Source organism: Streptomyces sp. NPDC007264, assembly GCF_042869095.1.
Lineage (GTDB): Bacteria > Actinomycetota > Actinomycetes > Streptomycetales > Streptomycetaceae > Streptomyces.
This window is the reverse complement of the sequence record NZ_JBIAFD010000010.1, coordinates 88,366-102,613: the sequence shown is the minus strand read 5'-3', so window position 1 is coordinate 102,613 and position 14,248 is coordinate 88,366. Positions and strand designations below refer to the sequence as shown.

The following is a 14,248-nucleotide window of genomic DNA, read 5'->3' as shown; positions in this document are numbered from 1 at the left end:
GGCGGTGCAAGAACGTACCTGCCCGGCGGGTGTCGGCAGGCGAGGTTTGGCTACAAACCGGATGTCTCCTCCGTGATCTGCCATGAACTGCCATCCTTTGCGGCAGTGTTGCGCCGTAGCCGTTGACGCCCTCGCGCGTTGTACCCCGTGGACCGGGAGCCCCCCGAGCTCCTGACCCAACTCACTCGTCGAGGAGGGGTTCCGTCGTGGAGGCCGGGATGCAGACCAGCCAGAGCACCGAGTTCCGCACGCAGACGCAGACGCAGACGCAGACGCAGAGACAAAGGCAGAGGCAGACGGCACGGCGGGTGCCGGCCGCGGAGCGCGGCGCACCCCCGCAGCAGGGTCCCGACCTCGTGACCGTTCCCGCCCGGCAGGGCCTGGAGGCGGTCGACATCCTCCGCCGGGGCGCGGGCGACTGCGTGGGGCCCGTGCTCCACGACGACGAATGCGACACGCTCGGTTTCCTGGTACCGCCCGGCACGGCGGACGCGTGGGACGTTCCGGGCAGCACCTGCACGCAGACGAACGGGCGCGGCATGAGCCTCGTCGCTCCGGAGTCCCCGGCCGAGGGCACGGACTGGCTGCTCCCGCCCGGCGACGCGGAACTGGCCACGGACCCGGTGGTGCTGCGCGCGGCCCTGGGGGAGGCGGCCCGGCTGATCGAGGCGGCGGACAACTGCCGGTGAGCCCGCCGACGGGTCGCGCGACCTGTCACGCGGACATCGGCACGCGTGGACATCGGACCCGCCTGGCCCTCCGGTCCTCTGACCCTCCGGCCGGACGGGCCGGACGGGCCGGACGGGGAGGATGGGGAGGAACAGGGGGGAAATGGGAAGAAGCGGTATCCCTTCCAGTCGCCCCTGATAATGGCGGGATGGGCAGGTCACGGAACACGCGGCGCAGGGAGGCCGCCGAGGCCGTCGTCGAGGAGGTCGACGGCGGGCTCGCCGAGCTGATACCCGACCGGGACCGGGCCCGCGCCTGGACCCTGCTGATCGACGGCGCCCCGCAGTCGCACGTCGACCTCGACGACCCCGCGTACCTCGGCTTCGAGTACCAGCGCCGCCTCGGTCACGTCATCGACCTGGCCGCCCCGCCCGGACGGCCCGTGCACGCCGTGCACCTGGGCGGCGGCGCCTTCACCCTCGCCCGTTACACCGCCGCCACCCGCCCCCGCTCCACCCAGCAGATCGTCGAGCGTGACGCGGCACTCGTCCATGTCGTCCGGCGCGTACTCCCCCTGGACGCGAACGCGCGGATCCGGGTGCGCTCCGCGGACGCCCGCGAGGGACTCGCCAAGGTGCCGGACGGCTGGGCCGACCTGATCGTCGTGGACGTGTTCAGCGGGGCGCGCACCCCGGCCCACCTGACGTCGGTGGAATTCCTCGCCGACATCCGCCGGGCGCTGAAGGGCGGTGGCGTGTACGCCGCCAACGTCGCCGACGGCCCCCCGCTCGCCCATCTGCGCGCCCAGATCTCGACCGCGGCGGCCGTCTTCCCGGAACTCGCCCTGATGGCCGACGCGGCCGTGCTGCGCGGCAGGCGCTTCGGGAACGCCGTCCTGGTCGCCTCCGCCCATCCGCTCCCGGTCGCCGAACTGACCCGCCGCGCCGCCTCGGACCCGCACCCGGCACGGGTGGAGCACGGCACGGCACTGGCCGCGTTCACGGGTGGCGCGAAGGCGGTCACGGACGCGGCGGCCGTGGCGTCACCGGCGCCGCCGCCCTCGGTGTTCCGCTGACCGCCGCGCCGCTCCGCACGCTCCCGGACAGGGCGCCCACCCCTCCGCACCCGCAGGTCATGCCCCCGGCTTCCCGCGGAACGCTCAGTACGTGCCCACGTCCACATGCGGCGGCCCGTCGTGCCAGGTGCAGAACACCGACACCCGGTCCGTGCCCGAGCTGAACTCCACCCGGATCCACGTCTCCGTCTTCCACACCTGCATCGACCAGCCGGGACCGGGCGTGGCCGACACCAGCGTCGCCGACGTGCTGCCCAGGTCGAACACCGCACGCCCGCCGTCGGTGTCGTAGCTCTTGACCCGGCCCGACGCGGACGAGTCCGGGGATGAGGACGCCGCCGGGGCGGCGCCGGCGCTCTCGGTGGGCTTCGACGAGCGGGCCGGCGTCGGGCTCGGCGCGGACGTGCGGCCCGCGCTCCGCGACGGGCCGGGGCGCCCCGTCGAGGACGTCAGCGGCGTCGGCCCCTGCGGCGTGGCGCCGCCCGCAGTGATCGGCAGGGCGCGCGGCGGATCGTACGCGGTTCCCGCCATCACCGTGTGGACACCCCACCACGACAGCGTGACCGCCGCCCCGGTGGCGAGCGACCACGCCAGTACGTGTACGAGTCCTCTGAGCATCCCGGCCATAGTGCCCCACGCACCCCGGGGATGTCCGACGGATGCGCCACGGCTCGCACGCGCGTACGACGTCCGTTGCCGCGCAACGGAGTTGTCCACAGGCCCCGGTCGGCCTCCGCCCCATGGCGTACGGTGCCGCCCATGGCAAGTGTGCTCGTGGTCGAGGACGATCAGTTCGTACGATCGGCGCTCATCAGGCATCTGACGGAGGCCGGGCACATCGTGCGCAGCGTCGGCACGGCGCTCGAGGCGCTGCGTGAGGTCGCCCACCTCTCGTTCGACGTCGTGATCCTCGACCTCGGACTGCCCGACCTGGACGGGGCCGAGGCGCTGAAGATGCTGCGCGGCATCACCGACGTGCCCGTGATCATCGCCACCGCACGCGACGACGAGACGGAGATCGTCCGCCTGCTCAACGCGGGCGCGGACGACTATCTCACCAAGCCGTTCTCCGTCGAGCACCTGTCGGCGCGCATCGCGGCGGTGCTGCGGCGCTCCCGCGCGGCCGCCGCGGACAGCGCGCCGTCCCCGGTCATCCGGGTCGGCGGCCTCGCCATCGATCCCCGGCGCCGGCACGCCGAACTGGACGGCGCCCGCCTCGACCTGACCCGCCGTGAGTTCGATCTGCTCGCCTTCCTCGCCGGCCGGCCCGGCGTCGTCGTGCCGCGCAGGGAACTGCTCGCCGAGGTCTGGCAGCAGTCCTACGGGGACGACCAGACGATCGACGTGCACCTGTCCTGGCTCCGGCGGAAGCTGGGCGAGACCGCCGCCAGGCCGCGCTATCTGCACACGCTGCGGGGCGTCGGCGTGAAGCTGGAGCCGCCCGGGCCGGAGCCGCTGTCATGAGGTGGGCGCTGGTGAAGGTGGCCGTGGCGGTGACCACGATGGTCGTGGTCGCCTTCGCGGTCCCGCTCGGGCTCGTCATCAAGGAGATGGCGCGCGACCGGGCGTTCTCGAACGCGGAGCGGGAGGCCGCCGCGATCGCGCCGGCGCTGTCCATCACCACGGCCCGGGACGAGCTGGAGCGGGTCGTCGCCGCGGCCGGCTCGGACGACGGAATCGCCGTGCACATTCCGGCGGGTGAGGGCACGAAGGCGGTCGACATCGGCCGCCGGCGCGCCACCGGCAAGGACATCGCCACCACGCGCCGGCTGGGCCGGGCCTCCACCGCCGACGTCGCGGGCGGCTCGACGCTGCTTCAGCCCACCGCGCTCGGCTCGGGCGCGATCGCCGTCGTCGAGGTGTACGTGCCGGACGCCGCGATGACCAACGGCGTGGGCACGGCCTGGGCGGTGCTCGCCGGGGTCGGCGTCGCGCTGGTCGTCGGCTCGGTGGCGGTGGCCGACCGGCTCGGCGTACGGATGGTGCGGCCCGCGCGGCGCCTGGTGGAGGGCGCGCACGAACTGGGGGAGGGCAAGCTCGGGGCACGCGTCCCGGAGGAGGGCCCCACCGAACTGCGGCTGGCGGCGGTCGCGTTCAACTCGATGGCCGACCAGGTCGTCCAACTGCTGGCGAACGAACGGGAGCTGGCGGCCGACCTCTCCCACCGCCTGCGCACGCCGCTGACCGTGCTGCGGCTGAACGCGGCCTCGCTCGGCGACGGGCCGGCCGCCGAGCAGACACGGGCCGCGGTGGCCCAACTGGAGCGCGAGGTCGACACGATCATCCGTACGGCGCGGGAGGCCAAGCCGCAGACGGCGGCGGCGGGCCCGGGCGCCGGGTGCGACGCGGCCGAGGTGGTGCGCGAGCGGATGGCGTTCTGGTCGGCGCTCGCGGAGGACGAGGGACGCAAGTGGCGGATGGCCGGGGCCGACCGGCCGGTGCGCATACCCGTGGCCCGTGCCGACCTCGCGGCCGCCCTCGACGCACTGCTCGGGAACGTCTTCCGGCACACCCCGGAGGGCACCGCGTTCGCGGTCGACGTGCACAACGGCGAGGACGCGGTGATCGTGCTGGTGTCCGACGCGGGGCCCGGCATCCCGGACCCGGCGGCGGCGATGGCCCGGGGCCGCGGATCGGGCAGCGAGGGCTCGACGGGGCTCGGCCTGGACATCGTGCGCCGGCTCGCGGAGTCGACCGGCGGGGACGCGCGGATCGGTTCGTCGGTGCTGGGCGGTACCGAGGTGCGGATCTGGATCCAGCTCGACGGGCGGGCTCCGCTGCGGCGGGGGCACCGGGGCTCGGCACGGCGGCGCCGGCGCACGGCCGCGGCACCAGCCGCACGGGGCGCTGCCTTTAACCGTCCCCGATCCCTCCCTTAAGCGCGTCCTAAGATCCTCGACTCCCGTCCGGATCGCGCCGGTTGTCCGATTCCGCGTCGCTAGCGTGCTGCCCGATTCCACTCCCCGTGAGGAACGAAGGCAGGCACGCGATGAGCAGGACGCACCGGCGCAGGGTGAGCGGGCGGAGCAAGGCGACAGGCGGCCTCGTCGCCGCGGCCGTGGTCGGCGGCGGCGCGCTCGCGCTCACCGGCACCGCGCACGCCGCCGGCGTCGGCGCCGTCTACACCAGGACCAGCGACTGGTCGACGGGTTACACGGCGCAGTACGTCGTCACCAACGACGGCGGTCGGGCCGAGGACGACTGGACACTGCGGTTCGACCTGCCCTCCGGTGCCAGGCTCAGCTCCCTGTGGAACGGCACGTCGACGGTGAGCGGACAGCACGTCACCGTGAAGCCGCCGTCCTGGGACAAGGACGGGCTGGCGGCGGGCGAGTCCATGACCGTCGGCTTCGTCGTCAGCGGCTCCGGCGACCCGACGGGCTGCCTCATCGACGGCGCGAAGTGCTCCGCCGACGACGGCACGACCCCCGAGCCGAGCGGCCGCCCGACCCGGTCCCCGGCCCCCACCCGGTCGGCGACGCCCACCGGCACTCCGGCTCCGACGGCGACGTCCTCCCCGCCCGGGACCCCGGGCACCGGCACGCCGGCCGTCGCCGGCTTCGCCCCGTACGTCGACACGTCCCTCTACCCGGCCTTCGACCTGGTCGCCTCCGCCGACGCCACCGGGGTGAAGGACTACAACCTGGCCTTCGTCACCGACGGCGGCGGCTGCACGCCCAAGTGGGGCGGCGTCACCGACCTCGGCAGTGACGCGGTGGCCGCGCAGATCGGTGCCCTGCGCGCCATGGGCGGCGACGTCCGGGTCTCCTTCGGCGGCGCCTCCGGCTCGGAGCTGGCGACGACCTGTACCTCGGCCGACGCGCTGGCGGCGGCGTACGGGAAGGCCGTGGACGCGTACCGGCTCACCAAGGTCGACTTCGACGTGGAGGGCGGCGCGCTGCCGAACACGGCCGCGAACACCCGCCGCGCCCGGGCCGTCGCCGAGCTTCAGCGGCAACACCCGGGCCTGGACGTCTCCTTCACCCTGCCGGTCATGCCGGAGGGACTGACCCAGGACGGTGTGAACCTGCTCTCCGGTGCCAGGTCCGACGGCGTGAGGATCTCCGCCGTCAACATCATGGCGATGGACTACGGCGCCTCCTACAGCGGTGACATGGGCACCTACGCCGAGCAGGCGGCGACCGCCACCCAGGCCCAGATCAAGAGCGTCCTCGGCCTCTCCGACAGCGCCGCCTGGAAGGCGGTCGCGATCACCCCGATGATCGGCGTCAACGACGTCTCCTCCGAGGTCTTCAAGGTCGACGACGCCACCCAGCTGGTCGGCTTCGCCCGGTCCAAGGGCCTCGGCGGGCTGTCGATGTGGTCGGCCGGCCGGGACAAGCAGTGCGCCGGCGGTGCCAAGCCCACCGCGGACGCCACGTGCAGCTCGATCGTCCAGGAGCCGTTCGCCTTCTCCAAGGCGTTCGGCGCGTACAAGTGACCGGCGCCCGGGCGTGACACCGGGACACCGGGCAACGGGGGACACGCGCCCCGGCCGGTCTGCCCCCCATCCGGCCGGGACGCGCGGCGCGGGCGTACGGGCGGTGCCGGGCGGGCCCGGAACCGCGGCACCACCGCGCCGGCTACCCGCGCGACGTCCGGCGCAGGTGGCGCAGGGCCCGTGCCGCGGCGCGGGCCCCGCACATCCCGTGCGCACCGGGGCCGGGCGGGGTCGCCGCGGAGCACAGGTAGTGGCCGGGTACTCCGACGTCGTAGGGCTGCAGGGTCGGGCGCGGCCCGAAGAGCAGCTGGGGGATGTCCTTGGCGCCGGTCATGATGTCGCCGCCCGGATAGTTCGGGTTGTACTCGGCGAAACCGCGGGGGGTACGGACGCTGGTGCCGACGATCCGGTCCCGGAACCCCGGGGCGAACCGCTCGATCTGGGCGGTGATCGCCGCGGTGGCGTCGCCGGTGTAGCCGTGGGGGACGTGGGCGTAGGACCACACCGGGTGCACGTCACCCACCGACCGCGACGGGTCGGCCAGATACTGCTGGCCGACCAGCACGAACGGTCGGCGCGGCATCCGTCCGGCATGGATGTCCCGCTCGGCGGCGGCGATCTCCTCGAACGTGCCGCCGACGTGCACGGTTCCCGCCCGCCGTGCCGCCGCGGCCGTCCAGGGGACCCCGCCCTCGACCGCGAAGTCGACCTTGAACGCGCCCGGCCCGTACCGGAACCGCCGGTAGGCGCGCGCGATCCGGGACGGCAGCAGGTCGCCCAGGATGTCGGCCAGGGCCGTGGGCGTGACGTCCCACAAGGTCACGTCCGAGGGCGGGAGCTGTTTCGCCGACCGTACCCGCACCCCGGTCCGGATCGTCCCGCCGAGTTCCCGCAGCAGCGCCGCCATGGCGTCGGTGATACGGCCCGAACCGCCCTCGGCGACGGCCCAGCCGTACCGGTGCCCCGCGGTGAGGATGCCGAGTCCGACGGCGGCGCTCAGCGGCCGCTCCAGCGGACGGAAGGCATGGGCCGCCACCCCGCCCCACAGCGCCCTGGCCTCGTCGGTCGAGAACCCCTTCGCCACCACCGAAGCGGGCGCGAGCGCCGGAACACCGAAGCGGGCCAGGCGGACCGGGTGCCGCGGCAGCCGCAGCAGGGGGCCCATCACGTCGTCGGCGTAGCTGTCGTACGCCGACGACGGGCCGTCGAACAGCAGCCGCCAGCGCCGCCCGTCGGCGCCGAGACCGGCCGCGGTCCCGGCCACCGAGCGGTGCAGCACCCCGGCCGTGCCGCCGTCGAGCGGATGCGCGCAGTCGATCTCCGGCCACGCCCATCGCAGCCCGTGGCGATCCAGTCCGAGGCTCTGCAGGAACGACGAGCCGACGGCCATGGGGTGGATGGCCGAGCAGTGGTCGTGCAGCAGTCCGGGAAGGATCGCCTCTCCGGAGCGGGCGCCGCCGCCGATCACGTCGGCCGCCTCCAGCACCGTCACCCGCACGTCCGCCCGGGCCAGGGCGATGGCTGCGGCGAGGCCGTTCGGGCCGGCGCCGACCACGGTCGCTGTCCTCATGTCGTCCTGCCTCTCCGGGTCGCGCCCTCGCTTACGGTGCCAGCCCCTCGGCCACCTCGGCCTGGGCCGCCGGCGGGGACGCCTGCGCGCGGGTCCAGGTGACGTCGAGCGGGATCGGACCGCGCGGCAGCCACGGCTGTTCCCGCACCGCGTCCGCGACCTTCCACGTACCCCGCTCGATCACACCCAGCGCGGCGTCGATCACCTGGTAGTGCTGGGTCCCCCGGTGGATGGGCTGCGACTCCACCCAGACGATGATCCACTCACCCGGCGCGAACCCCACCCGGGCCTGCACGGCCTCGATCAGGTCGAGGCCGTGCAGATGGCCGTCGCCGAAGTTGAACCCGATCAGGGAGTTGCACCCGAACTCGGCCTCGCGCACGGTGCGGCGGTCCAGATCGGGGAGGTTCTTCATCAGCACCGAGAACAGGCCGCGGCCCTGGCTGTGCATCGACCGCCAGGCGATCGTCTGCTGCATGGTGATCTCGGCGACCGCCGGCGGGTAGCCCATCGCCCGGAGCTGGTCGATCTGGTTCTTCGTCGGGCGGTGCCGCAGCGTGTTGAGCTTGTCCTCCGCGCCGGGCGCGAAGACCCACAGCGCGGATGCCCAGTTGCCCGCGTACTGGCGCAGCGAGGGCAGGAAGGACACCAGGTCCGGGCGGAGATTGCCGAGGACCGGGAAGAACAGCAGCGCGGCGGTGATGCCGACGGCCAGCCAGGGCGAGGACATGTCGCCGATGCCGTAGCCGTTGCCCGCCGGGAAGCCGAGGAAGAGGAAGACCGCCAGATAGCCGAACAGGATGTTCCACTCCAGCGGCACCGCCAGCGGGAACGTGGAGGCGATGAACAGGTGGAAGACGACCATCAGCACCACCCCGGCGACGGTGAGCCACCGGTTCGTCGAGAACAGCAGCACCAGCGGGGTGACGATCTCGACGGTCGTACCGCCCACGTGCGCCATGAGGCTCGCCACGGTCGAGGGGCGGATGTCGCGCGGGACGTCGCGGTAGTGCAGCCGCTTGACCCAGGTCCCGGGCACGCAGGGGCTGTTGGAGATCATGGGGGGCACGACGTGGGTGAAGTGCAGCCCGAACTTCGACACACCGGCGCCGATCCAGACCACGCAGAGCAGCAGCTTCGCGGCGATGATCATGTCGGTGAACGGCAGCACGGCGAAGAACACCAGCGCCGGCAGGTACTGCTCGCCCCGGGCGGCCAGGAAGACCGTCTTGTCCCGCAGACCGTTGACGACGTACAGCACGATCGGCGCGATCAGCAGCGCGGGACGCACCAGCCCCGAGGTGTCGTCCGGCAGCGTGTCACCGAGCGAGGAACTCGGCACCCCGGGCATCAGCAGCGCCGTGAGCAGGGACGCCAGGAACGCCAGGTAGAGCAGGACGTCGCCCACGGTGCGGCGGTCGCCGCCGGTGAACGGCACCCGCTTCCACGGCCTGAGCCGGATGGTGCCCGGCCGGGCCCAGAACAGGATGCCGCCGGTCATCGGCTTGAACTTGCCGGCGATCGGGCCCCACGACCCCGCGACGCCCACCGCCTCCAGCAGGACGGTCCACAGCACCAGCTTCTGGTAGACGATCGGCTCGTCCCACCAGTGCGCCACGTCCCAGACCGGACCGGCTCCCGAGGTCCAGGTGGCCAGGGCCGCCCCGCCGAGCACATACAGCAGGACGAGCTTGCACGCGTAGATCGCCGGGATCATCTTCGGCGTTCCGAAACCGTATTCGACCCAGTGCAGGGCGAGCGTTCTCAAGCGGTCCTGAAGAGGTTTCTCCAGAAAGGTCTCCGGGTCGACCGGAGGGAAGTTCGCGGTTTTGAAACCCATGGTGATGCCCCTTTCTCAGGACGGTTTCCGGGCGCGGCTCCCCGCACCCGGAAATGACCGGGTGAAGGATTTCCGGGTGATGAAAAGGCGCGGTTTCTCTACGGGTGTGCGGCCGCGCGGGACGCGGGCATCCGCCTCACCGGTTCACGAGGACGAGCGAAGACGCCGCTTGTCGATCTTTCCCACCGGGTTCCTCGGCAGCGCCTCGGTGACGGTGACCGACACCGGTACCTTGATCCGGGCCAGCGAGCCGCGGCAGTGCTCCATGAGTTCCTCGGCGGTGGCCTCCGCACCCGGCACCAGGACGACGTGCGCGACCGGGACCTCGCCCAGCACCGGATCGGGTGCTCCGACCACCGCCGCCTCCAGCACCGCCGGGTGGGTGTGCAGGACGTTCTCCGTCTCCTTGGGGTAGATGTTCTCCCCACCACGGATGATCATGTCCTTGATCCGGTCGACCAGGACGAGATAGCCGTCCGCGTCGAAACGGCCCACGTCCCCCGTGTGCAGCCAGCCGTCGACGACGGTCCGCGCCGTCTCCTCGGGCAGCCCGAGGTAGCCGCGCATGACGTTGGGGCCGCGCACCACTACCTCGCCCACCGATCCGTCGTCGAGCAGCCGGCCCTCGCCGTCCATCACGGCGACGGTCTGTCCCGGCAGCGGACGTCCGACCGTGCCCGGCTTCCGCGGCCCGGCAGGCGGGTTGATGGTCGAGGCGCAGGTGCCCTCGGAGAGCCCGTACCCCTCGACGACCGGTATCCCGTAGCGCCGTTCGAACCGGGCGATCAGCTCCGCGGGCATCGGGGCGGCCCCGCAGATGACGCGCCGCAGCGACGACACGTCCGGGCGCACCTCCGCGGGCAGCGCGACCAGCAGGGCGTAGATCGCCGGCACCGCGGAGAAGTAGGTGGGCCCGGCGCGCTCGACCGCGGCGAAGAAGGACGGGGCCCTGAACCGTCCGGCGACCGTGGCGCGCCCGCCCGCCAGCAGCGGCGACAGGACGCTCACCACGATGCCGTTGACGTGGAACAGCGGCAGGACCAGCAGACTGTGGTCGGTGGCGTCCAGGCCGAGACCGTCGATGATCATCCGGCACATCGCGGCGACGTTGGCGTGGTCGAGCATCACACCCTTGGGACGTCCCGTGGTCCCGCTCGTGTAGATGATCAGGGCGAGGGAGTCGTGGGCGCGGGCGACGGCGTCCTCGCCGTCGTCGCCGGCCGCGGCGTGGGCGTGCACCACCTCGGACACGTCGAGCGTGGCGACGGCGCGGGAGGGGGCGTCGCAGATCACCGCCTTCGCCGCGGAATCCTCGATCTGATGGCGCGCCTCGGCATCGGTGAGTTCGGGGTTCACGGGTGTCACGGCGGCGCCCAGCCGCCAGGCCGCGAACATGATGACCACGAGGTCGAGGCGATTCGGCAGAATCACCGCGACCACGTCCCCGGCACCGATTCCGTGTGCGCGCAGGGCGGCGGCCGCATTGCGGACCCGCTCCAGGAAAGTCCGGTTGTCGAGTTGTTCGTGGTCGTCCGCGATGCAGGGCCCTGCGGGATTCCGCGCGGCCCTGACGTCCGGCAATTCGGCGATGTGCTGCACGTTCCCTCACCATTGAGTCGCACCCTGACGAAGCTGGTGAGGAAAAGGTAGGGAGGCCGCACATCGCCGGCCATGGGCCTGCGTCCCAGCCCGCGACCGGTGTTTTGTGCCGCCGTCACAAAGGAGATTGCCGCCGGGTCCTGTCGCGTGCGCCGGCCGCCCGGTTACCGTCCCGCCATGAGCGTCGACGCGGACACGACCGTGCGGGATGTCGCCAAGCGCATCCAGGCCGGTCTGGAGAGCCTCACCACCGGGATGACCTCGATGTTCGTCGAGGTCATCCCCGAGTTCCGCCATGACGACGCGGTACGGCGGCTGATGGTCGCCAGCACCTCGTCGAATCTCGTGGCCATCTGCGACATGCTGGCGCTGGGCATCTCGCTCGACGACATCGCCGTGCCGCCCGCCGCCGCCGAGTACGCGCGCCGCTTCGCGCAGCACGACCTGTCGCTGGAGGCGCTGCTGCGTGCCTACCGCCTCGGTGAGCACATGTTCGTCCAGGGGGCCGTGACGGTGCTGCGCGGCCTGGAACTGTCCGCGGACGAGGCGCTGACGGCGGCGAGCCGGGTCGCGCTGCTGACCAACAGGTACATCGACCAGGTGATCGAGGGCGTCATCGACATCTACGAGAGCGAGCGCAGACGCTGGGACGCCCGCTCCGACGCGGCCCGTGCCGCTCAGGTCCGCGCCGTGCTCGACACCGAGGGGCTCGACCTGGCCTCGGCCGAGAAGATGCTGTCGACGTCGCTGCGCGGCTGGCACCTGGCCGCCATCATCTGGACGGGACCCGGCACCGCGGCCCCGGCCTCGGCCGAACTGCGGGCCGGCGCCGCGATGCTGGCCGCGGCCACCGGCAAGGCGCCGCTGACGGTCTCCGCCGACGAGCAGACGTACTGGACGTGGATCTCCTCCACGGGCCGGCCGGCCGTCGACCTCGACCGGATCGAGCGCGATCTGCGCGACCGTCCCGCGCTGCGCATCGCCCTCGGCGACGCGTCCACCGGGCTCGACGGATTCCGGCAGACCTTCCGGGACGCGCAGCGCGCCCGCAGTGTCGCCGTCACCGGGGCCGATCCCGGCCGCGCGCTCGTGGTGCACTCGGACGTCGCGCTGGCGGGCCTGCTCGTCGATCGCCTCCCGGACGTCGGGGCCTGGGCGGGGCGGGTCCTGGGCGGCCTCATGCGCGACGACGACGCCACGGTCCGGCTGCGCGAGACCGTGCAGGTCTTCCTCGACGCGCGGGGCAGCTTCACCGACGCCGCCCTGCGCATGCACGTCCACAAGAACACGGTCCACTACCGCATCCGCAAGGCGGAGGAGATCCTCGGCCATCCCCTCACCGAGAACCGGCTGGACATCGAGGTGGCCCTGCTGGCCTGCGCCCGGTTGGGGCTGGGGCGCGGGAGCGGGCCCGGCCGCGGTGGCCGGGACCCGTCCGGCACCCCCCGGTGAACCGCCCGGGGCGCGGCACTCCCCTCTCGTGTGCCGCGCCGCGGACGGATCAGCCCTCCAGCGGAGGCAGTTCCCCCGTCCGTGCCGCGCGTGCGTACCAGTGCGCGCTGGACTTCGGGGTGCGCTCCAGCGTCGCGTAGTCCACGTACACGGCCCCGAACCGCTTCCCGTAGCCGTACGACCACTCGAAGTTGTCCATCAGCGACCAGAGGAAGTAGCCGCGGACGTCGGCACCGTCCGCGATGGCGCGGCGGACCGCCGACAGATGGCTGTGCAGGTAGGCGATCCGCTCCGGGTCGTGGACGCGGCCGTCCGGGTCCGGCTTGTCGTCGTACGCCGCGCCGTTCTCCGTCACGTACAGGGGCAGGCCCGGCGCCTCCCGCGTGTACCGCATGATCAGCTCGTGCAGGCCCGTCGGGTCGATCGACCAGCCCATCTCGGTGCGCTCGCCCGGCGTCTGGTGGAACGCCACGTCGTCCGCGCCCGGCCAGGGCGAGTGGTCGCTCAGGCCGTGACCGTCCGCGCGGCGGGTGCTCGCGTCCGCCGAGGAGGCCGCCGACACGAGGGCCGGGGTGTAGTAGTTGAGGCCCAGCGCGTCCAGCGGCTGGTGGATCGTCTCCAGGTCGCCGTCCCGGAGGTGCGACCAGTCGGTGATCGACGAGGTCGCCTCCAGCAGCGTCCCGGGGTAGGCCCCGCGCAGCATCGGGCCGTGGAAGACGCCGTTGGCCAGGTCGTCGATCTTGCGGCCCGCCGCCAGGTCGGCCGGGTCCTGCGACACCGTCCGCACCACGGCCGAGTTGAGGCTCACCGCCACCGAGTTGCGGACCGGCATCACGGACCGCAGCGCGGACGTGCCGAGGCCGTGGGCCAGGTTCAGATGGTGGGCCGCGCGCAGCGACGCCGCCGCGTCGGTACGGCCCGGGGCGTGCACGCCCGAGCCGTAGCCCAGGAACGCGCTGCACCACGGCTCGTTCAGGGTGATCCACTGCTCCACGCGGTCGCCCAGCGCCTCGCCCACGAGCCGGGCGTACTCGGCGAACCGGTACGCCGTGTCCCGCTCCGGCCAGCCGCCCGCGTCCTCCAGTTCCTGCGGCAGGTCCCAGTGGTAGAGGGTGATCGCCGGCTTGATGCCGTGGGCGAGGAGTTCGTCCACCAGGCGGCGGTAGAAGTCCAGGCCCCGCTGCACCGCCGGACCCCGGCCGGTCGGCTGCACGCGCGACCAGGAGATCGAGAACCGGTACGCCGCCAGGCCCAGCTCGGCCATCAGCGCCACGTCCTCGCGGTGGCGATGGTAGTGGTCGACAGCGATGTCACCGGTCTCACCTGCGGCGGTCTTGCCCGGCGTATGGCTGAAGGTGTCCCAGATGGAGGGGGTACGGCCGTCCTCCCGCACCGCCCCCTCGATCTGGTACGCGGAGGTCGCCGCGCCCCAGAGGAAGGCGGGAGGAAACGTCACGGACGGAACGGGCTCAGACATGGAAGCGCTCCCATTGATGGTCGTGGAGACCGACGGTGGTAGGGGAGGAACAGGGCGGAGGGGCCGGGGTGCCGGTGCCCCGGCCCCAGGTCTCCGGCCGTGGCGACGGGGATCCCCCGCGCGAG

Annotated in this window: 11 protein-coding genes; 6 read left to right on the top strand and 5 right to left on the bottom strand. The window is 73.0% G+C overall.

Annotated features, from left to right (window positions below):
* The first annotated feature begins 218 nt into the window (after positions 1 to 218).
* Both ACFYMU_RS19020 and ACFYMU_RS19015 read left to right on the top strand, forming a co-directional pair.
* Positions 219 to 689, top strand: a complete 471-nt coding sequence (locus ACFYMU_RS19020; protein WP_388374232.1) for a hypothetical protein — start codon at positions 219 to 221, stop codon at positions 687 to 689.
* A gap of 188 nt (positions 690 to 877) precedes the next feature.
* Positions 878 to 1,744 carry a spermidine synthase gene (locus ACFYMU_RS19015; RefSeq protein WP_388374230.1) on the top strand — a complete coding sequence of 289 codons (867 nt, stop codon included), beginning with the start codon at positions 878 to 880 and terminating at the stop codon, positions 1,742 to 1,744.
* 84 nt (positions 1,745 to 1,828) lie between these two features.
* Here the strand turns inward: ACFYMU_RS19015 and ACFYMU_RS19010 are convergent, their stop codons facing one another.
* Positions 1,829 to 2,362, bottom strand: a complete 534-nt coding sequence (locus ACFYMU_RS19010; RefSeq protein WP_388374228.1) for a hypothetical protein — start codon at positions 2,360 to 2,362, stop codon at positions 1,829 to 1,831.
* Positions 2,363 to 2,503: 141 nt separating this feature from the next.
* Here ACFYMU_RS19010 and ACFYMU_RS19005 point away from each other — a divergent pair, with 141 nt between their 5' ends.
* From ACFYMU_RS19005 to ACFYMU_RS18995, 3 genes are all read left to right on the top strand, one after another.
* A complete protein-coding gene (locus tag ACFYMU_RS19005; RefSeq protein WP_388374226.1) occupies positions 2,504 to 3,208 on the top strand; it encodes a response regulator transcription factor in 705 nt (234 codons plus the stop codon).
* On the top strand, positions 3,205 to 4,623 hold the full coding sequence (locus ACFYMU_RS19000) for a sensor histidine kinase (protein WP_388374224.1): 1,419 nt from the start codon (positions 3,205 to 3,207) through the stop codon (positions 4,621 to 4,623). Before ACFYMU_RS19005 ends, ACFYMU_RS19000 begins: the two co-directional genes overlap by 4 nt.
* 110 nt (positions 4,624 to 4,733) lie before the next feature.
* Entirely contained in the window at positions 4,734 to 6,185 is a 1,452-nt protein-coding gene (locus tag ACFYMU_RS18995; protein ID WP_388374222.1) for a cellulose binding domain-containing protein, read from the top strand.
* Positions 6,186 to 6,327: 142 nt separating this feature from the next.
* On the opposite strand, the gene ACFYMU_RS18990 is transcribed toward ACFYMU_RS18995, so the two are convergent.
* The 3 genes from ACFYMU_RS18990 to ACFYMU_RS18980 all read right to left on the bottom strand — a co-directional run bounded on the left by ACFYMU_RS18990 (position 6,328) and on the right by ACFYMU_RS18980 (position 11,194).
* Positions 6,328 to 7,755 carry a phytoene desaturase family protein gene (locus ACFYMU_RS18990; RefSeq protein ID WP_388374220.1) on the bottom strand — a complete coding sequence of 476 codons (1,428 nt, stop codon included), beginning with the start codon at positions 7,753 to 7,755 and terminating at the stop codon, positions 6,328 to 6,330.
* Between the two features lie 31 nt (positions 7,756 to 7,786).
* A complete protein-coding gene (locus tag ACFYMU_RS18985) occupies positions 7,787 to 9,595 on the bottom strand; it encodes a DUF3556 domain-containing protein (RefSeq protein WP_388374218.1) in 1,809 nt (602 codons plus the stop codon).
* A 144-nt stretch (positions 9,596 to 9,739) separates the two neighbouring features.
* Positions 9,740 to 11,194 (bottom strand): class I adenylate-forming enzyme family protein, encoded by a 1,455-nt coding sequence (locus tag ACFYMU_RS18980; RefSeq protein WP_388374216.1) that lies wholly within the window; start codon positions 11,192 to 11,194, stop codon positions 9,740 to 9,742.
* Positions 11,195 to 11,371: 177 nt separating this feature from the next.
* Here ACFYMU_RS18980 and ACFYMU_RS18975 point away from each other — a divergent pair, with 177 nt between their 5' ends.
* Positions 11,372 to 12,646, top strand: coding sequence for a helix-turn-helix domain-containing protein (locus ACFYMU_RS18975; RefSeq protein ID WP_388374214.1), 1,275 nt, complete (start codon positions 11,372 to 11,374; stop codon positions 12,644 to 12,646).
* 49 nt (positions 12,647 to 12,695) lie between these two features.
* Here ACFYMU_RS18975 and ACFYMU_RS18970 read toward each other — a convergent pair whose 3' ends face one another.
* A complete protein-coding gene (locus tag ACFYMU_RS18970) occupies positions 12,696 to 14,123 on the bottom strand; it encodes a GH1 family beta-glucosidase (protein WP_388374212.1) in 1,428 nt (475 codons plus the stop codon).
* Positions 14,124 to 14,248: the final 125 nt, after the last annotated feature.